Here is an 18,495-nt window from a genome sequence, read left to right on the forward strand (position 1 = left end):
CGGCGGCTTCTGATAGGCGGGGGCTCCTGATAGGCGGGGGCTCCTGATAGGCGGCGGCTCCTAATAGGCGGCGGCCAGGAACCCGGCGAGCAGGGCGACCGGGGCGAACAGGCTCGCCAGGGTCACCAGGCGGCGGGCTCTCGGGTCGTCGAGCCGCCGGGCACCGGTCAGGCTCGCGATGCCGCCGCCGCACACCAGCACCAGCAGGAAGCCGAGGATCCAGCGCAGCTGCACCAGCAGTCCGGTGTCGCCGAGGTAGGCCATGCGGCTGTCGGCACTGACCATGCGGGCCGGGGTGACCGCGCCGCGGGCCCGCTCGTCGTGCGCCACGCCGAGCAGGGCGACCCGGGTGATCGCGAAGCTGCCGTCGGCGGCCTCGAAACGGCCCGCGCAGCGCTGGGCCACGCCGGAGCCGTTACACGCCGTGGTGGTGGCGTAGCCGCGGTCGCCGTGGCCGACGGCGAGCCAGAACGGTTCCGCGCTGACCCAGGCGAAGAACGTGGCCACCAGGGCGAGCGTGATCAGCGCGAGTAGGGCCGGGGCGGGTTTGCGGATGGCGCGCTTGCGGACCCGGCGCCGGGTCCCGACGTGGGACGAGACCTCGGGGAGGCGGCGGGTGCCGGGCTGGTCCGGGTTGTCGAGCCAGAAGGGTGAGTTCTCGAGCTTCTCCAGCCGGGCGTCGGTGGCCGGGTCGCCGGTGGAGCGGGGGAGCGGCTCGGTCGTCTGGAGCCGGGCCTGCCCGGGGACCGGGACGGGGAGCGGGACTCGGACCGGGGAGCGGTCGAGGGAGACGGTGGGGCGGTTCCGGGCGTCGGGTTCGGGGAGAACCATGACGTCGGGCTCGGGTTGCGGATCGCCGGCGTGGGGGTGGATGGGACGTGGGTCGGGTTCGGACTGGTCGGAGGCGGTTGTCGCGGCGGCGGTGGACAAGTCGGGGCCGGTGGACAAGTCGGGGCTGGTGGACAAGTCGGGGCTGGTGAACAGCTCCGCGTCGTTGGGCAGGTAGGGCCCAGTGGACAGCTCTGGGCCTGTGGACGGCTCAGGGCTTGTGGACGACTCACGGCTTGTGGACGGCTCAGGGCTTGTGGACAACTGAGGGCTTGTGGACGACTCAGGGCTTGTGGACGGCTCGGCGGCTGGGGACAAATCGGCGGCTGTGGACGGCTCGGCGAAATTGTCGGACCCGGTCCGTTGACTGGCCCCCACCCAGTTCTGGGGTGGGGACGGCTGCGAGGACGGCGGCGACAACGAGGGCAGCGGAGGGAGCGGCGGCAACGGAGGGAGCGGGGGCAGTGGGGACAGCGGGGGCGAGGACGGCGGCCGCTCGATCGGGATGTCGACGGCGCCGAACTGGCTCGTATATCCGGCCGGCGGCCGCAGCGGGTCGTAGCGGAACGCGTCCGGACGGTTGTGGTCGCGCTCGACTCCGCCCGGTTCCGTCCGCAGCTCTTCGGCCGGACGCTGCCTGACCGGCCCCTCAGAGCCGGTCGCTGACGGGCCGGTCGCTGACGGGCCGGTCGCTGACGGGCCGGTCGCTGACGGGCCGGTCGCTGACGGGCCGGTCGCTGACGGGCCGGTCGCTGAGGGGCTGGGCGCTGACGGGCCGGTCGCTGACGGGCCGGTCGCTGAGGGGCTGGGCGCTGACGGGCCGGTCGTTGAGGGGCTGGGCGCTGAGGAGCCGGTCGCTGACGGGCCAGCCGCTGACGGGCCAGCCGCTGACGGGCCAGCCGCTGACGGGCCGGCCACTGGCGGGCCGGCCGCCAGCAGGTCGGTCGTCGCCGGGGCGGGCGCTGCCGGGGCGGGCGCTGCCGGGGCGGGCGCTGCCGGGGGTTCGGTGGTCTCCTCGGCGTACCGCTGCTCGCGCTGCGGAAGCAGGGTGCCGGTGTTGCCCGGGGTTTGGGGTGGCCGGCGCCGGGGATGACGCGGGCGACCCGAGTCGGGGTCGCCGGGCCACCACGACTGGTCGGGAGCGCTCTCGCTGTAAGGCGTTTCTCCTGGCTGTGGCGCGTCTCCGGACATAACCCCATTGGACTATGCGGGCAAGCGCCGATCACGTCACCAATAGGGCGTGTCGTGATAAATGCCGACGCAACCTATCCGTTCGCGGGAGGCGGCCCGCAATCACTACGCTTAGGAACCATGAGTCACGTTCTCGCCGCGGTCGCCTGGCCTTATGCCAACGGCCCGCGCCACATCGGTCATGTCTCCGGCTTCGGGGTGCCCTCCGACGTTTTCAGCCGGTACATGCGGATGGCCGGCCACGACGTGCTCATGGTCTCGGGCACCGACGAGCACGGCACGCCGATCCAGGTGCAGGCCGACGCCGACGGGGTCACGCCGCGTGAGCTCGCCGACCGCTACAACCGGGTGATCGTCGAGGACCTGCACGGCCTGGGCCTCTCCTATGACCTGTTCACCCGCACCACCACCCGCAACCACTACGCGGTGGTGCAGGAGCTGTTCAGCACGCTCCACCGCAACGGCTACATCGTCGCCCGCACCACGCTCGGCGCGATGTCGCCGTCGACCGGCCGCACCCTGCCCGACCGCTACATCGAGGGCACCTGCCCGATCTGTGGCTACGAGAGCGCGCGCGGCGACCAGTGCGACAACTGCGGCAACCAGCTCGACCCGGAGCAGCTGATCAACCCGAAGTCGAAGATCAACGGTGAGACGCCGCAGTTCGTCGAGACCGAGCACTTCTTCCTCGATCTGCCCGCGTTCGCCGAGGCGATCGGCGGCTGGCTCGACAAGCGGGAAAACTGGCGGCCCAACGTACTGAAGTTCTCCCGCAACCTGCTCGACGACCTGCAGCCCCGGGCCATCACCCGTGACCTGGAGTGGGGTGTGCCGATCCCGCTCGACGGCTGGCGCGACCGCAACGACAAGCGCATCTACGTGTGGTTCGACGCGGTCATCGGCTACCTGTCGGCGTCGATCGAGTGGGCCCGCCGCAGCGGCAACCCGGACGCGTGGCGGCAGTGGTGGTCGGCCGACGGTGAGGGCAAGGACGCCCCGGCCTATTACTTCATGGGCAAGGACAACATCGTCTTCCACTCGGTGATCTGGCCCGCCCTGCTGCTCGGCTACTCGGGCGAGGGTGACAAGGGCGGCAAGCCGGGCGCGCTGGGCCGGCTCAACCTGCCGACCGAGGTGGTCTCCAGTGAATACCTGACGATGGAGGGCAAGAAGTTCTCCTCGTCCCGCCGCGTGGTCATCTATGTGCGCGATTTCCTGGAGCGCTACGACGCCGACGCCCTGCGCTACTTCATCGCGGCGGCCGGCCCGGAGTCCAACGACACCGACTTCACCTGGGCCGAGTTCGTCCGGCGCAACAACGACGAGCTGGTCGCGGGCTGGGGCAACCTGGTCAACCGGTCGGTCTCGATGGCGGCGAAGAACTTCGGCGCGATCCCGGCGCCCGGCCCGCTCACCCCGGAAGACGAGGCGCTGCTGGCGGTCGCCAAGGCCGGCTTCGGCACGGTCGGCGAGCTGATCGGCAAGCACCGGCAGAAGGCGGCGATCGGCGAGGCGATGAAGGTGGTCGCCGAGGCCAACAAATACCTCTCCGACCAGGCGCCGTGGAAGCTCAAGTCGGAGGAGGAGAAGCCGCGGCAGGCGACCGTCCTGCACGTCGTGCTGCAGGTGGTCAGCGACGCCAACACGCTGCTGACGCCGTTCCTGCCGCACTCCGCGCAGAAGGTGTTCGAGCTGCTCGGCGGCGAGGGCGTGCACGCGCCGATGCCGCGCATCGAGGAGGTCGACGACCTCGACGGCGGCCCGTCCTATCCGGTGCTCACCGGTGACTACACGGTGGGCGCGCGCTGGGAGTCGGTTCCGGTGGTCGCGGGCACGCCGCTGGCCGCGCCGAAGCCGGTCTTCCGCAAACTCGAGCCGTCGGTGATCGAGGAGGAACTGGCCCGCCTGGCGGGCTGAATCATGGGGGCCGGCTCACGCCGGCCCCTCTACAGCTCGTACGGGATGTCCGAGATGTGGTGATCGCTGAGCTCGCCCATCGGCGCCCACGACTCGTAGACGCCGCGCTCGTAGCAGCGCGCGCCGGTCGCCACCAGCGCGTCGGCGTCCGGCCGGATCAGCCGCAGTCGCGCCCACGAGGCGTCGCGCTGCAGCACCCAGCAGGGCACGTTGCGCCACATCGCCTGTTCGGCCCGCCGGCTCAGCGTGCTCACCGGGTAGCGGGCGGCCCGGGTCAGGGCGCGCACCCGGAACTCCTCGGGCGGGTCGGCGACCGCCTCGTATTCCTTGTCGTTGATCCGCCCGACCAGCTTCGACGAGCCGGGCGCGGTGCACGGCACGTATTCGCGGTCCGGGCTGGCCCCGGGCAGGTTGTCGAGCACCGGGCGCCAGCGCGGGCCGGCCAGCCGCAGCCAGCCGTGCTGCTCGGGCTGATAGGTGTAGAGGACGACCTCCTCGCCCCCCGGCACGTACGCGATGATCTGCGCGTTGGCCGGCATCGGCAGGTCGGCGAACCCGGCCGTGATGAACTCCGGGATCAGGTCGTCGGTGCTGAAGGTGAAACCGGTGCCGATCACCATCGCGCCGACCCGGTCGTGCGTCGGCAGGACGGCCAGGCCCGGCTGCGCCGGTCCGGCCGGGACCTCGTAGTCGACGGGGTCGACGGCCCGCCAGCGCAGGGCGTACGCGACGTCGTCGTCGACCGCGCCGTCCGTACGCAGTTGACCCAGGTCGCGCGGGTCGCGCAGGTGGGCGATGTCGCAGGAGCGGTAGCAGAAGCCGTACGGCAGCCAGCCGCCGAGATGCCCCGCCACCTGGGCGGCCGACAGCACCTTCGTCATCCGGGTGCCCCGGCGGATCTCCGCGGTGGCCCGGATGCTCCTCAGGACAGGGTCTTCTCGGTGCGAGGCGGACTGGCTCATCCGCTGCACCTGCGTCCAGCCGAGGTCGCGCCGCAGGGGCGCCGACAGCGGCGGCTCTAGGGGATCAGTGCCGACCGCACTGTCCTCGCCGGTCAAGGTCACTCCGGGCAAGTTAAGCGACGTCGATGGATACCAGGTGAACAAACGGTAGCCGTCTGGGTTGAGTGCAGAATGTCTCACATGTCATCTACACCCTCCGAGTCCCGCCGGTCGACCAGGGGACGCCGCTCGGGCGAGTTCCCGCCCGCGCCGGAGCCGCTCGCCGTGCCGGTCTTCGACAGCCACACGCATCTGGACATCACGATCCAGGAAGCAGGCATTCCCGGTGGCCAATCCCTTGATCCGGTGGACGTGCTGCTGGACTCGGCGGCCAAGGCGGGTGTCGATCGAGTCGTCCAGGTGGGTGTCGATGTGCCGTCGTCGCGGTGGGGAGCGGAGCTGGCTTCGCGCCGGGAGGACGTTCTGGCCGCGGTGGCGATTCACCCGAACGAGGCACCCCGTCTGTCCGATCTGGACCAGGCCTTGCGCGAGATCGAGGAGTTGTCTGGTCAACCCCGGGTTCGGGGGATCGGTGAGACCGGGCTCGACACCTTCCGCACCGAGGACTCGGGCCGGGCGGCCCAGGAGACGAGCTTCCGGGCGCACATCGCGATCGCCAAGCGCGTCTCGAAGGCGCTGGTGATCCACGACCGGGACGCGCACGACGACGTTCTCCGCATCCTCGATGAGGAGGGCGCCCCGGAAAAGGTGGTGCTGCACTGCTTCTCCGGCGACGCGGCATTCGCGGGGGAATGTGTGCGCCGGGGCTATTACCTGAGCTTCGCCGGGACGGTGACCTTCGGCAGCGCGGGCAACCTGCGGGAGGCGGCGGCGCTGGCCCCGCTCGACCTGATCATGGTGGAGACGGACGCGCCCTATCTGACGCCGATGCCCTATCGGGGGCGGCCGAACGCTTCCTATCTGATTCCGCTGACCGCGCGGGCGCTGGCCGAGGCCCGGGGCTCGGACCTCGACGAATTGTGCGCGGCGATCTCGGCGAACGGGGAGCGGGTTTTCGGGCCCTGGTCGTAACACCCTGTTCGCCACACCCTGGTCGCAGGCCGCGGGGCCCTCCCCCGATTTCGATTCTCGCAAGAAAAAACGAAGATCGTGCGAGGGCTGTGGACAACCGTCAGTCGAGGACCCAGGCGGCCACGCCCAGCTCCTCGCCGGCCTGGTGAACGACCTCGGCGAACCGGCGGGGCGCCGCGTTGAGCGGGCCCCTCGACACCCAGCGGACCGCCCAGCCCCGGCCCTCGGCCACGTTGAAGACGCGGTGCACGACCTGGCTGCCGCGCGGGTCGGCCTCGACCGTGGTCGTCGAGCGGTACCACCATTCGCCCTGCTCGGCGACCTCCCGGGCGGCCCGGTCGACCGTCACGGTCAGCCGGCTGCCGTCGCGCACCACCACGAACCGGTCGCCGTCGTCGTCCTCGGTCTCGCCGCGGGCCGCCATCGGTGAACGGCCGCCCGGCCGCACGTCGAGGAGCAGGCCGGCCACCGTGTCGGGCGACGCCTCCACGACGCCGCGCAGCTCGAGCAGCTGGGTCATGGCTCGTTTGTACCCCGCCGCCCGTAGTCTTTGCTCCCATGGCTGACGCACTCCTCGGCCCGGCGGAGATCCGGGAGCTGGCCGCGCGCCTCGGCGTCGCGCCGACCAAGAAGCTCGGCCAAAACTTCCTGCACGACCCCAACACCATCCGGCGCATCGTGGCGGCGGCCGGGCTGACCGCCGACGACGTGGCGCTCGAGGTCGGGCCGGGGCTCGGCTCGCTCACGTTGGGGCTGGTCGGGGCCGTCCGGCACGTGCACGCGGTCGAGATCGACCCGACGCTGGCGGCGGCCCTCCCGTCGACCGTCACCGCGCCGCACCTGACCGTGCACACCGCCGACGCGCTGCGGGTGCACGGCGCCGACTTCGACCCGCCGCCGACGATGCTGGTCGCCAACCTGCCGTACAACGTCGCCGTGCCGGTCGTGCTCAGCCTGCTCGCCGAGCTGCCCACCCTTCGCGGCGGCCTGGTGATGGTGCAGAAAGAGGTCGCCGACCGGCTCACCGCCGGTCCGGGTTCCAAGGTGTACGGCGTTCCCTCGGTCAAGCTGGCCTGGTACGCCGAGGCCAGGTCGGCCGGGAAGGTGCCGCCGGCGGTGTTCTGGCCGGTGCCCAACGTGGATTCGGGGCTGGTCGCGTTCACCCGCCACGATCCGCCGGCCGGTGCCGACCGCGCGGCGGTGTTCGCCGTGATCGACGCCGCCTTCGCCCAGCGCCGCAAGACGCTGCGGGCCGCGCTGGCCGGTTGGGCGGGCGGGGCGGACGCGGCCGAGCGGGTGCTGGTCGCGGCCGGTGTGAGCCCGCAGGCCCGCGGCGAGTCGCTGACCGTGGCCCAGTTCGCGGCCATCGCCGCGGCGGCCAAACTGTCGGGGTCGGGCGGTAAGCTCAGCTCGTCCGGCAGGCGGCAGGAGGAGGTGGATTCGTGAGTGCGGAACCAGCTGGCCATGTCATGTGGTCGCCCAGTCCGCTCAGGCAGCGCCTGGCGAATTACACCGTTGAAGATGTCCTCCAGCTCCCCGACGACGCCCCCCGCGTCGAGCTTTCCGATGGAGTCATGATCTTGGTTCCCTCCCCGACTCATGATCACCAAGACATCACCGGGCTCCTGTGGCATTGGCTGCGGCGAAACGTGCCCGATGGGCTCCGTGCGAGTTTGTCGACGGGCGTCGCGTTGTCGCTGGACACGACTTACGAGCCCGATGTTCTGCTGGTCAACGCCGAGGTCGCGCGCAATCGTCACTACACGATTGCCGACCAGGTCGTTCTGGTCGTCGAAGTCGTCTCCCCGAGCACGCGGAAACGTGACCGTCTGGAGAAGCCCGCCGACTATGCGGCGGCCGGCATTCCGCACTTCTGGCGGATCGAGCAGAATCCTCTGCACGTCTTCGCCTACGACCTGGTCGCCGGCGGCTATGAGTTGGTTGCCGACTCGGCCGAGGAACTGGTGCTGACCAAGCCGTTCGAGATCAAGCTGCCGATCCGGGACATCACTCCGTGACCGAGGCGTGGGGGCCGGACGACGACGAGCCGCGTCGTCACAACGGGCCGGTGCGGGTGCGGGTGCCGGCGAAGATCAATCTGCATCTGGGTGTCGGGCCGCTGCGATCCGACGGGTTCCACGAGCTCAACACCGTCTATCACGCGATCGGGCTGTTCGACGAGCTCACGGCGCGCAACGGCGACATGCTGACGCTGACCATGGAGGGTGAGGGCGCGGGCGCGCTCGAACTCGACGAGAGCAACCTGATCATCCGGGCCGCCCGGGCGCTCGCCGCCCGCACGCGGATGCCCGCGCACGCCCGGCTGCACCTGCGCAAGACGATTCCGCTCGCCGCCGGCCTGGCCGGGGGCAGTGCCGACGCGGCGGCCGCGCTGATCGCCTGCGACCTGCTCTGGGGCACCGGCCTCTCCCGTGAGGAACTGGCCGAGATCGGGGCCACGCTCGGCTCCGACATCCCGTTCCTACTGCACGGGGGCACCGCGCTCGGCACCGGCCACGGCGAGGCGATCAGCCCGATCCTGGCCCGGCCGACGACCTGGCACTGGGTGGTCGCGCTGGCCGACGGCGGACTGGCCACCCCCGAGGTCTACCGCAAGCTCGACGAGCTGCGGGCCGGGGCCTGGCCGCCCAAGGCGCTCGGCGACTCCGACGAGCTGATGGGTGCCCTGCGCCAGCGCGATCCCGAGGTGCTCGGAGCCGTGCTCGGCAACGACCTCCAATCGGCCGCGCTCGCCCTGCGGCCCGAGCTGGCCGACGTGCTCAAGGCCGGCTCCGACGCGGGCGCCTTCGCCGGTCTGGTCTCCGGCTCCGGGCCCACCTGTGTGTTCCTCGCCGCCGACGCCGCCCACGCGGGCCGCATCGCGGCCGGGCTCAACGCGGCCGGGGTGTGCCGGGAAGCGGTCACCGCCCGCGGCCCGGTTCCGGGCGCGCGGGTAACGTAGTCCGCACTGTGGCCAATATCGTCAACCTCGACCGGGTCAACAAGGGCTATGGCGCCGCCGGTCAGCTGCTCACCGACGTCTCCCTGGGGCTCGACGACGATGCCCGGGTCGGCATCGTCGGTCTCAACGGCGCCGGCAAGTCGACCCTTCTGCGCATGCTCGCCAAGACCGAGGAACCCGACTCCGGCCGGGTCACCCACCGCCGTGACCTGCGCGTCGCGACGCTCCCGCAGGCCATGACGTTCGCCGAGGGCACGACCGTGCGCGACGTCGTGCTCGGCACCGCCTGGCTGGCGCAGAGCATGGGAGCAGAGCACGAGTGGGCCGGCGACGCCGGGGTCCGCACGATCATGGACGGCCTCGGCATGGGTCACCTCGGCCTCGATGCCTCGGTCAGCTCGATGTCCGGTGGCGAGCGACGCCGGGTCGCCCTGGCCGCCCTGCTCGTGCGCACCAGCGACCTGCTGATCCTCGACGAGCCGACCAACCACCTCGACGTGGCCGGCGTCGACTGGCTGGCCCGGCACCTGCTCACCCGGCGCGGCGCCCTGGTCGTGGTCACCCACGACCGCTGGTTCCTCGACGCCGTCTGCACCGCGACCTGGGAGGTCGTCGACGAGCAGGTGCAGCTCTACGAGGGTGGCTACGCGGCCTGGACGCTGGCCCGGGTCGAGCGCCAGCGGGTCGCCGCGGTCGTCGAGGCCCGCCGGCAGAATCTGCTCCGCAAGGAGATCGCCTGGCTGCGCCGCGGCCCGCCGGCCCGCACCTCCAAGCCCCAGTTCCGCATCGACGCGGCCAACGCGCTGATCGCCGACGTGCCACCGGTGCGCGACACGGTCAGCCTCCAGCGGCTGGCCACCACCCGGCTCGGCAAGCAGGTCTACGACCTCGAGCGGGTGCGCCTGCAGGCCGGCCCGAAGACGATCTTCCAAGATCTGACGTGGCAGGTCGGCCCGGGCGACCGCATCGCGATCCTGGGCGCCAACGGGGCCGGCAAGACCACGCTGCTGCGCCTGCTGGCCGGCGTCACCAAGCCCGACGGCGGCCGCCTGGTCACCGGCAGCACGGTGCGGCCCGCGTTCCTCTCCCAGGAGCTGCGCGAGCTGCCGGGGGACCTGCGCCTGCTCGAGGCGGTCGAAGAGGTCGCCAAGCGGGTCAAGCTGGGCGACCGGGAGCTCTCGGCGGGCCAGCTGGCCGAGGTGTTCGGCTTCACCGACAAGCGCATCTGGACGCCGGTCAGCGACCTCTCCGGTGGAGAGCGGCGGCGCCTGCAACTGCTGCGCCTGCTGGCCGCCGAGCCCAACGTGCTGCTGCTCGACGAGCCCACCAACGACCTCGACACCGACACGCTGGCCTCGCTGGAGGACCTGCTCGACTCTTGGCCCGGCACGATGATCGTCGCCAGCCACGACCGGTACCTGGTCGAGCGGGTCACCGATCAGGCGTACGGCATGTTCGGCGACGGGCGGCTGGTGCACCTGCCGGGTGGCGTCGACGAATATCTGGCCCGGGTGGGTACGGGCGCGGCGGACGGCGTACCGGCGAAGCAAGCTCCGGCCGCGCCCGGCGCGACCGGCCTTTCGTCGGGCGAGTTGCGCCAGGCTCGCAAAGATCTTGTACGGCTGGAGCGCCAGCTCGGAAAGCTCGAGGAGCGTGTGCTCAAGATCAACGAAAAGCTGGCCGACCACGGGGCCGACTACGAGAAGATCGTCGAGCTCGAGGCGCAGCTCAAGGCGGTGCAGGAGGAGCGCGGCCGGGTCGAGGAGGAGTGGCTCGAACTGGCTGAGCAGGTGCCGGAATAGGCCGCCCGCGGGTGGTCCGGCATTTTGACGGCTGTCGTCGCAAAGATGCCGCATTCGGATCCGGGGGGTGTGCCTGCGGCGCCTGAGCGGAGTGCGCGAGAATCGGGTCGCACAACACCTGACCTTGGAGACGGACACCATGGCGCACAATCCGGTCAACCACCCGCTGCGGCCGATCTACCGCGCTCTCGGCTTCCTCGCCGGGGCCTACCTGGTCGTCTTCGGGATCGTCGGCCTGATCCAGACGTCGGGGCACGACTTCACCGGCAAGATCGGCGTGCGCGTGCTCGGCCAGGAGGCCAACATGCTCTGGTCGATCATCAGCCTCGTTCTCGGCGCGATCGTCGTGATCGCCACCGTGATCGGCCGTAACGCCGACACCGAGGCCGACAAGTTCCTCGGGTGGGCCATCCTGGTGTTCGGCGCCTACGGCCTGGCCACCACGCGCACCGACGCCGACTTCCTCGGCTTCAGCATCTCCACCGTCGTCGTCACCTTTCTGGTCGGCATCGTCCTGATCACGACCAGCCTCTACAGCAAGGTCGCCCCGGCCGGCCATGCCGGAGCGCCGCGACAGGTAAGGGAGGGCCGACCGGCCTGATGGCGCACTATCCCCTCAATCATCACCTGCGTCAGACCTACCGCTTCGTGGCCTTCCTCGCCGGCGCCTATCTCCTGGTCGCCGGCGTGATCGGCCTCGCCGACACCTGGGGCGACTCGTTCTTCGGGCATGACGGCCATGCCTGGTCGCTCGGACTCCGCGTCAACCCGGCCGGCTCCTGGTTGCTCGCCGTGCTCGGGCTCGTCGTCGTGGCCGCCACGCTCATCGGCGGCAACGTCCACCACCAGGTCACCCTCGTCGCCGGCTGGGTCATGTGCGGCATCGCCGTCCTGATCATGGCGACCCTGCAGACCGATGCCAACGCCCTCGACGCCTCGATGGTCAACGTGCTGATCCTGCTGATCCTCGGCGTCGTCACCCTCACCGCCGGCCTCTACGGCAAGGTCGGCAGCCATCAGGCCGCCCGCGCGGAAGAGGCGGCGGCCCACCCCCGCTGACCCTATTTGACCTTCCGGGTCAGCAGGGTCGGCTTCGCCTCGAGATGGGACAGGCCGTTCCACGCCAGATTGACCAGGTGGGCGGCCACCATCTCCTTCTTCGGCTTGCGCACCTCGCGCCACCACTGGCCGACCAGCGCGACCATGCCGACGAGCGCCTGCGAATAGAGCTCGGCGAACTTCGGGTCGAGGCCGCGGCTCTTGAATTCGTCACCCAGGATGTGCTCCACCTGGTGGGCGACGTCGTTCATCACGCTGGAGAAGTTGCCGGCCGGGGACAGCACCGGAGACTCGCGCACCAGCACCCGGAAGCCGTGCGGCTCCTCCTCGATGTAGTCGAGTAACGCCAGCGCCGCCTGCTCCAGCAGCTCGCGGGGATGGCCGGCGGTCAGGGCGGCCGCGATCCGGTCCAGAAGGGACCGGACCTCGCGGTCGACGACCACCGCGTAGAGCCCCTCCTTGCCGCCGAAGTGCTCGTAGACCACCGGCTTGGAGACCTTGGCCCGGGACGCCACCTCTTCCACGCTGGTGGCGTCGAAGCCGCGCTCGGCGAACAGCTGCCTCCCGATCGCGATCAGCTGCTCGCGGCGCTGCGCGGCCGACATCCGGACCCGCGGCACCGTGGCCGGCCGCACTCGTCGTGGTTGCTCTCTGTCACTATCGCTGTCGCCTGCCTCGCTCACCCGGCCATCCTGCCAGGTCCGATCCGTACCAAGCGTCCCCGTAACACCGGTCACTCCTTGATCATTTTTGCGGCCAGCCGCTCCTGGTTCGGCCACTTCACGCTCCACGCGGCACCCGTCTTCTCGAAGAGCCAGATCAGCCGGGCCGAGATGTCGACCTGACCGCGCAGCACACCGTGGCGCGCGCAGGTCGGGTCGGCGTGGTGCAGGTTGTGCCAGCTCTCGCCGAACGAGAGGATCGCCAGCGGCCAGAAGTTGGACGCCTTGTCGCCGTTGCGGACCGCGAACGGGCGCTCGCCGTAGACGTGACAGACCGAGTTGATCGACCACGTGACGTGGTGCAGCAGACCGATGCGAACGATGCCGGCCCAGAAGAACGCGGTCAGCGCACCCGCCCACGACCAGGTCACCAGGCCACCGATCAGCGCCGGGCCGAGCGTCGAGAAGAGCACGATCGCCGGGAACAGCTTGTCGATCAGCGCGATGTCGCGGTCCTCGAGCAGGTCGGGGGCGAAGCGCTCGCGATTGGACAGCTCGCGGCTGAACATCCAGCCCATGTGCGCGAACCACAGTCCCTTGGCGAGCGCCCAGTAGCCGGTGCCGTAGCGCCACGGCGAGTGCGGGTCACCGTCCTGGTCGCTGAACATGTGATGACGACGGTGATCGGCCACCCACTGGATGATGTTGCCCTCGATCGCGACCGAGCCGGCGAGCGCCAGGACGATCCGCAGCCACCGCTTGGCCTTGAACGAGCCGTGCGTGAAATAGCGGTGGAAGCCGACCGTGATGCCGAGCCCGGAGACCACGTAGAAGACCCCGGCGATCGCGATGTCGGTCCAGGACAGCCAGCCGCCCCAGGCGATCGGGATCGCGGCGAAAACGGCCAGGAACGGGATGATCACGAACGCGTAGAGGGCGATCAGGACGCCGCGGGGCTGCGGGCCGTCGGTGAGCGGTTTGGGGCCGGTCGCGGGAGCGGCCTCGATCACAGATGTCATGACACCTCACAGGGCTGGGCGGGGGTTGGGGTGCTACCGGGGAGGCGTGATCATTTACTTACGCCTACGTCACCGTAACCTACGGAACCGTAACTTGCCTATGGTTCCGGCTGGATCCACAGGTGGAATCCGGGCCTGTTTGGGGCTTACCTCGGATTGCATCACCATACTAATGTAGGGACATGGATACGAACAATGATCCGCGGCGTGACGAGGCGCGGCGGCTGCGGGCAGAGGCCGGGCTTTCCCGGTCGCAGTTGATGAAGGTGTTCGGCGTGGGCAACGGAACCCTCAGCGAATGGCTGCGGGGCACGGAGCCGCCCGAGTGGACCCGGCGGCCGCGAGCGAAGGACGATCTGCACGAGCGGGCGGTGGAATTGCGGCGCGGTGGGGCGACGGTGCCGGAGATCGCGGAGGCGCTCGGCGTGTCGAAGTCGTCGGCGTACCTCTGGACGCGGGAGGTGCCTCTCCAGCGGGCGCCTCCGGAGGCGGATGACTGATCGCCGTCTTCTGCCGCCGGCCGCTATTGCGGCGAGTGGCGGCCGGGGAGGTACCGCTAGTATGTGATGCGCGGGCGCGAGCCCTGACGATATGTCCAAAAATTGGTCCCGGATCGTCTAATGGTAGGACCGTGGCTTTTGGTGCCATTTATAGGGGTTCGAATCCTCTTCCGGGAGCAGTCTGCCGGCGGCTGAATTGACGCCGCCGAGCGATCTGCATAGCGCTTTACCAGCTGCACAGCGCCCTACCAGCGAACAATGGAGTTGCCGCGTGAGTGAGGCCCCTCGTCGTACCGTCGTCGTTCTTGCCGCCGGAGAGGGCAAGCGGATGAAGTCCGCGACGCCCAAGATGCTGCACTCCCTGCTCGGGCGCACCCTGCTCGGGCACGTGCTGGCCAACTCCGGTGCCTCGGGGGCCGAGCGGACGCTCGTGGTCGTCGGGCACAAGGCCGACCAGGTGCGCGAGCACCTCGCCGAGGTCGCTCCGTCCGCCACGACGGTGCTGCAGGCCGAGCAGCGGGGCACCGGCCACGCCGTGCGGGTGGCGCTCGAGGCGGTGTCCGACCTGACCGGCACGGTCGTGGTTCTCAACGGCGACGTGCCGCTGCTCCGGCCGGAGACCCTCACCCGGCTGCTCGGCGAGCACGAGTCGCAGGGCCGGGGCGCCACGGTGCTGGCCGCCGAGGTCGGTGACCCGTCCGGCCTGGGCCGCATCGTGCGGGACGCGGCGGGCAACCTCGAGCGCATCGTCGAGGAGCGCGACGCGTCGGCGCACGAACGGGCGATCCGCGAGGTCAACGCCGGCATCTACGCGTTCGAGGCGGCCGCGCTGCGCGAGGCGCTGGGCAAGCTGTCGACCGACAACGACCAGGGCGAGGAATACCTGACCGACGTGTTCGCCCTGCTGGCGTCGGTCGGCCGGGCGGTCGGAGTGTGCGTGGCGCCCGAGGCGGAGACGCTGGGCTGCAACGACCGGGCCGAGCTGGCGCGCCTGCGGGCGCTGCTGCGCGACCGGGTCAACGACGCCTGGATGCGGGCTGGCGTGTCGATCCTCGACCCGGCGACGACGTGGATCGACGTGACCGTGACGCTGGCGCCCGACGCCGAGATCGACCAGAACACGCAGCTGCTGGGAGCGACGCACGTGGCGGCCGGCGCGATCGTGGGCCCGGACACCACGCTGATCGACACTTCGGTGGGCGAGGGCGCGGTCGTACTGCGTACGCATGCGATCGGGGCCGACATCGGCCCGGAGGCCACCGTCGGACCGTTCTCCTATCTGCGCCCGGGTTCCAAGCTCGGCCGCAAGGCCAAGGTCGGCGGTTTCGTCGAGACGAAGAACTCGGAGCTCGGCGAGGGCGCGAAGGTCCCCCACCTGTCATATGTGGGTGACGCCACGATCGGCGCGAAGGCGAACGTCGGCGCGGGCACGATCGTGGCCAACTACGACGGCGTGCGCAAGAGCCGGACGACGATCGGCGAGGCCGCGTTCATCGGATCCGACACGGTGCTGATCGCGCCGGTCGAAGTCGGCGCGGGCGCCTACATCGGGGCCGGCTCGGCGATCGCCAAGGAGGTGCCGGCGGGCAACCTGGGCGTGACGCGGGCGCAGCAGCGCAACATCGAGGGCTGGACGGCGCGGAAGCGCCCGGGCACGACTTCGGCCGCCGCGGCCGAGAAGGCCGGCGCGGCGGAGGCGGGCGCGGCAGAGGCCGGCGCCGGCGCCGGCGTTGAGAAGACCCCGGAGGGTGAAGCGCCTGCCGAGTGACCTGTTCAACAGGCAAGCTGGGAGCGTGAGGCATCCCACCCGGCGGGCTCGGCACGTGGCGTGACGCAGGTGGCGGGGGATACTTCTTCCGACGTCCCCCTTTCCCTCGATCCAACGGGAGCAGCGAGCCGATGGGCAGCATCGTCGCGGAGAACCGTAAGAGTTTGATGCTTTTCTCCGGACAGGGTTTCCCGGCGCTGGCCGAGGAGATCGGTCAGGTGCTCGGCATCGATCCGACGCCGACGGATTCGTACGAGTTCGCCAACGGCGAGCTTTTCGTCCGGTTCAAGGACTCGGTCCGCGGGTCGGACGCGTTCGTGGTGCAGTCGGTGACCGAGGGCGTGAACCGCTGGGTCATGGAGACGCTGATCATGGTCGACGCGCTGAAGCGTGGGTCGGCGAAGCGCATCACCGTGGTCCTGCCGTTCTATCCGTATTCGCGCCAGGACAAGAAGCACCGCGGCCGCGAGCCGATCTCGGCCCGTCTGATGGCCGACCTGCTCAAGACCGCGGGCGCCAACCGCATCCTCACCGTCGACCTGCACACGGCCCAGATCCAGGGCTTCTTCGACGGCCCGGTCGACCACCTGTTCGCGATGGACATCCTGGCCGAGCACGTCCAGAAGAAGTACGCGGGTCGCCCGATGACCGTGGTCGCCCCGGATTCCGGGCGGGTGCGGGTGGCCGAGCGCTGGACCGACCGGCTGGGCGGCTGCCCGCTGGCGTTCATCCACAAGACGCGTGACCCGATGAAGCCCAACCAGGTGGTGGCCAACCGGGTGGTCGGCGAGGTCGAGGGCCGGGTGTGCCTGATCGTCGACGACATGATCGACACCGGCGGCACGATCTGCAAGGCGGCCGACATCCTCTACGACGAGGGCGCGGCCGATGTGGTCGTCGCCTCGACGCACGCGCTGCTGTCCGACCCGGCGACCGAGCGCCTGAAGAACAGCCGGATCAGCGAGCTGGTGGTGACCAACACACTGCCGCTGCCTCCGGAGAAGCAGCTCGACAAGATCACCGTGCTGTCGATCGCGCCGCTGCTGGCCCGGGCGATCCGTGAGGTCTTCGACGATGGTTCGGTAACAACCCTTTTCGGTGGTCTCAGCTAGACCTCCACGGGTGAACTTTTCGCGAAGAGCGTCAGCAGGTCGGGGCCCGCTGAACTGTTCCTGAATGCGGAGGGTAGGCTAGTGCGGTTGCCACGGCGAGGGTGCCCCGCGGTCTGCTGAGGTTCGCAGCCGCTCGGAGGCACCGTGATCGACGCGGTGCTCCGGGCCTGTGCCCAGCGCGCCCCCTTGCCCGGCAGCGCTGAAGACGGCGGCCCCTTACGGAACACCGTCGCGAGATTTGCCGCTATGCCCGCCGACCAGTCGCAGCCGTTCGCAGAGTTTCAGGAGTTTCCCCGTGTCCGAGGTAAAGATCAGCGCCGAGCCCCGCACCGAGTTCGGCAAGGGTGGTGCCCGCCGCACGCGCCGGGCCGGTTTGGTGCCCGCCGTGCTGTACGGGCATGGCGAGAAGCCGCAGCACATCGCGCTGCCGGCCCGTGAGTTCGCCGCCGCCATCCGGCATGGTGGCCTCAACCAGGTCTTCACGATCGACGTCACCGGCAACGCGGGCATCACGCTCGCGCTGCCCAAGGCGATCCAGCGCGACCCGATCAAGGACACGTACGAGCACGTGGACCTGATCATCGTCAAGCGTGGCGAGAAGGTCCAGGTCGACGTCCCGGTGACGCTGACCGGCGAGGCCGCCCGTAACACGCTCGTCGTGAACGAATCGAACACCCTGGCCGTGGTCGCCGAGGCGATGCACCTGCCGTCCAGCTTCGAGGTCTCGATCGACGGGCTGGAGGCGGGCGCCCAGGTGACCGCCGGCGACGTGCCGCTGCCGCAGGGCACCGAGCTCGCGGTCGAGCCCGGCTTCGTGCTCGCGATCATCTCCCAGGCGCAGACCGCCGAGCAGCTCGAGGGCGGCGAGTCGGCCGAGGGTGAGGGCGGCGAGCCGGCCACGGCCGAGGGCGCGTCCGAGGAGTAGGACTCGGGTCCGGCGGACCGAGCGACATGCAGGGATCAGGGAAAGTGCCATGGGCGCTTTCCCTGATTGCCTATGTAGAGGAGCAGGGTGAGCGACGACGTATGGCTGGTGGCCGGTCTCGGCAACCCGGGTAAGGAATACTCCGGCAATCGCCACAACGTGGGCTTCATGGTCGTCGACCTGCTGGCGTCCCGGATCGGGGCGAAGTTCGGCCGGTCGAAGCGGGCCCACGCCGAGGTCGCCGAGGGGCGTCTGGGCTTCGGCGGGCCCCGGCTGGTGCTGGTGAAGCCGCTGACGTTCATGAATCTGTCCGGCGCACCGGTGGTGTCGCTGGCCCAGTTCTTCAAGGTGCCGGTGGCGAACGTCATCGGGGTGCACGACGAGTTGGACGTGCCGTTCGGTGAGGTGCGGGCGAAGCGTGGCGGTGGTGAGGGTGGCCACAATGGGCTTCGATCGATGTCGAAATCACTGGCCAGCAAGGAGTACGCGCGGGTCCGTTTCGGCATCGGCCGGCCGCCCGGCCGGCAGGATCCGGCCGACTACGTGCTGTCCGACTTCTCCGCCGCCGAGCGCAAGGAGCTGGACTTTCTCGTCGATCGGGGGGCCGACGTGGTGGAGGCGATCATTCTCGAGGGTGTCGAGTGGGCGCAGAACAAATACCACGGGAGTTGATCCCATAGAGTCCGAACGGATAGATCGTTTGGGGGGTTTTGTCCG

Annotated in this window: 18 protein-coding genes and 1 tRNA gene; 14 read left to right on the forward strand and 5 right to left on the reverse strand. The window is 70.2% G+C overall.

The features are described 5' to 3' along the window. Nucleotides 1–60 precede the first annotated feature (60 nt). Nucleotides 61–831, reverse strand: coding sequence for a hypothetical protein (locus AB0M88_RS08185; RefSeq protein WP_364097267.1), 771 nt, complete (start codon nucleotides 829–831; stop codon nucleotides 61–63). Between the two features lie 1,308 nt (nucleotides 832–2,139). On the opposite strand from AB0M88_RS08185, the gene metG reads away from it, so the two are divergent. Next, entirely contained in the window at nucleotides 2,140–3,936 is a 1,797-nt protein-coding gene (gene metG / locus AB0M88_RS08190) for a methionine--tRNA ligase (RefSeq protein WP_364097270.1), read from the forward strand. 29 nt (nucleotides 3,937–3,965) lie between these two features. On the opposite strand, the gene AB0M88_RS08195 is transcribed toward metG, so the two are convergent. Then, complete coding sequence (locus tag AB0M88_RS08195; RefSeq protein ID WP_364097273.1) at nucleotides 3,966–5,000, reverse strand: hypothetical protein; 1,035 nt, start codon at nucleotides 4,998–5,000, stop codon at nucleotides 3,966–3,968. Nucleotides 5,001–5,069: 69 nt separating this feature from the next. On the opposite strand from AB0M88_RS08195, the gene AB0M88_RS08200 reads away from it, so the two are divergent. Beyond that, nucleotides 5,070–5,969 (forward strand): TatD family hydrolase, encoded by a 900-nt coding sequence (locus AB0M88_RS08200; protein ID WP_364097276.1) that lies wholly within the window; start codon nucleotides 5,070–5,072, stop codon nucleotides 5,967–5,969. Nucleotides 5,970–6,069: 100 nt separating this feature from the next. Here AB0M88_RS08200 and AB0M88_RS08205 read toward each other — a convergent pair whose 3' ends face one another. Then, the gene (locus AB0M88_RS08205) at nucleotides 6,070–6,489 is read right to left on the reverse strand and encodes a hypothetical protein (protein WP_364097279.1); all 420 of its coding nucleotides are present in this window, start codon (nucleotides 6,487–6,489) and stop codon (nucleotides 6,070–6,072) included. 38 nt (nucleotides 6,490–6,527) lie between these two features. Here AB0M88_RS08205 and rsmA point away from each other — a divergent pair, with 38 nt between their 5' ends. From rsmA to AB0M88_RS08235, 6 genes are all read left to right on the forward strand, one after another. Then, entirely contained in the window at nucleotides 6,528–7,415 is an 888-nt protein-coding gene (gene rsmA, locus AB0M88_RS08210; protein ID WP_364097281.1) for a 16S rRNA (adenine(1518)-N(6)/adenine(1519)-N(6))-dimethyltransferase RsmA, read from the forward strand. Next, complete coding sequence (locus AB0M88_RS08215; RefSeq protein ID WP_364097284.1) at nucleotides 7,412–7,987, forward strand: Uma2 family endonuclease; 576 nt, start codon at nucleotides 7,412–7,414, stop codon at nucleotides 7,985–7,987. The genes rsmA and AB0M88_RS08215 overlap by 4 nt, the downstream gene beginning before the upstream one ends. Then, a complete protein-coding gene (locus AB0M88_RS08220; protein WP_364097287.1) occupies nucleotides 7,984–8,931 on the forward strand; it encodes a 4-(cytidine 5'-diphospho)-2-C-methyl-D-erythritol kinase in 948 nt (315 codons plus the stop codon). Before AB0M88_RS08215 ends, AB0M88_RS08220 begins: the two co-directional genes overlap by 4 nt. A gap of 8 nt (nucleotides 8,932–8,939) precedes the next feature. Next, nucleotides 8,940–10,733 carry an ABC-F family ATP-binding cassette domain-containing protein gene (locus AB0M88_RS08225; RefSeq protein WP_364097290.1) on the forward strand — a complete coding sequence of 598 codons (1,794 nt, stop codon included), beginning with the start codon at nucleotides 8,940–8,942 and terminating at the stop codon, nucleotides 10,731–10,733. A gap of 124 nt (nucleotides 10,734–10,857) precedes the next feature. Next, complete coding sequence (locus AB0M88_RS08230) at nucleotides 10,858–11,334, forward strand: DUF4383 domain-containing protein (RefSeq protein ID WP_364097293.1); 477 nt, start codon at nucleotides 10,858–10,860, stop codon at nucleotides 11,332–11,334. Next, nucleotides 11,334–11,792, forward strand: a complete 459-nt coding sequence (locus AB0M88_RS08235; protein ID WP_364097296.1) for a DUF4383 domain-containing protein — start codon at nucleotides 11,334–11,336, stop codon at nucleotides 11,790–11,792. Before AB0M88_RS08230 ends, AB0M88_RS08235 begins: the two co-directional genes overlap by 1 nt. Nucleotides 11,793–11,794: 2 nt before the next feature. Here the strand turns inward: AB0M88_RS08235 and AB0M88_RS08240 are convergent, their stop codons facing one another. Next, complete coding sequence (locus tag AB0M88_RS08240; protein ID WP_364097299.1) at nucleotides 11,795–12,397, reverse strand: TetR/AcrR family transcriptional regulator; 603 nt, start codon at nucleotides 12,395–12,397, stop codon at nucleotides 11,795–11,797. A gap of 128 nt (nucleotides 12,398–12,525) precedes the next feature. Continuing rightward, nucleotides 12,526–13,473, reverse strand: coding sequence for an acyl-CoA desaturase (locus AB0M88_RS08245; RefSeq protein WP_364097302.1), 948 nt, complete (start codon nucleotides 13,471–13,473; stop codon nucleotides 12,526–12,528). A 182-nt stretch (nucleotides 13,474–13,655) separates the two neighbouring features. Between AB0M88_RS08245 and AB0M88_RS08250 the strand changes: the two genes are divergently transcribed. The 6 genes from AB0M88_RS08250 to pth all read left to right on the forward strand — a co-directional run bounded on the left by AB0M88_RS08250 (nucleotide 13,656) and on the right by pth (nucleotide 18,450). Then, on the forward strand, nucleotides 13,656–13,973 hold the full coding sequence (locus AB0M88_RS08250; protein ID WP_364097305.1) for a helix-turn-helix domain-containing protein: 318 nt from the start codon (nucleotides 13,656–13,658) through the stop codon (nucleotides 13,971–13,973). Between the two features lie 106 nt (nucleotides 13,974–14,079). Next, nucleotides 14,080–14,150 (forward strand) — tRNA-Gln (locus tag AB0M88_RS08255). A 94-nt stretch (nucleotides 14,151–14,244) separates the two neighbouring features. Continuing rightward, complete coding sequence (glmU, locus tag AB0M88_RS08260; RefSeq protein ID WP_364097308.1) at nucleotides 14,245–15,741, forward strand: bifunctional UDP-N-acetylglucosamine diphosphorylase/glucosamine-1-phosphate N-acetyltransferase GlmU; 1,497 nt, start codon at nucleotides 14,245–14,247, stop codon at nucleotides 15,739–15,741. A 131-nt stretch (nucleotides 15,742–15,872) separates the two neighbouring features. Then, nucleotides 15,873–16,853 carry a ribose-phosphate diphosphokinase gene (locus tag AB0M88_RS08265; RefSeq protein WP_364097311.1) on the forward strand — a complete coding sequence of 327 codons (981 nt, stop codon included), beginning with the start codon at nucleotides 15,873–15,875 and terminating at the stop codon, nucleotides 16,851–16,853. A 295-nt stretch (nucleotides 16,854–17,148) separates the two neighbouring features. Then, entirely contained in the window at nucleotides 17,149–17,778 is a 630-nt protein-coding gene (locus AB0M88_RS08270; RefSeq protein ID WP_364097314.1) for a 50S ribosomal protein L25/general stress protein Ctc, read from the forward strand. 87 nt (nucleotides 17,779–17,865) lie between these two features. Then, a complete protein-coding gene (gene pth, locus AB0M88_RS08275) occupies nucleotides 17,866–18,450 on the forward strand; it encodes an aminoacyl-tRNA hydrolase (RefSeq protein ID WP_364097317.1) in 585 nt (194 codons plus the stop codon). Nucleotides 18,451–18,495: the final 45 nt, after the last annotated feature.

This window comes from Actinoplanes sp. NPDC051411 (genome assembly GCF_040682075.1).
In the GTDB taxonomy this organism is placed as follows: Bacteria; Actinomycetota; Actinomycetes; order Mycobacteriales; family Micromonosporaceae; genus Actinoplanes.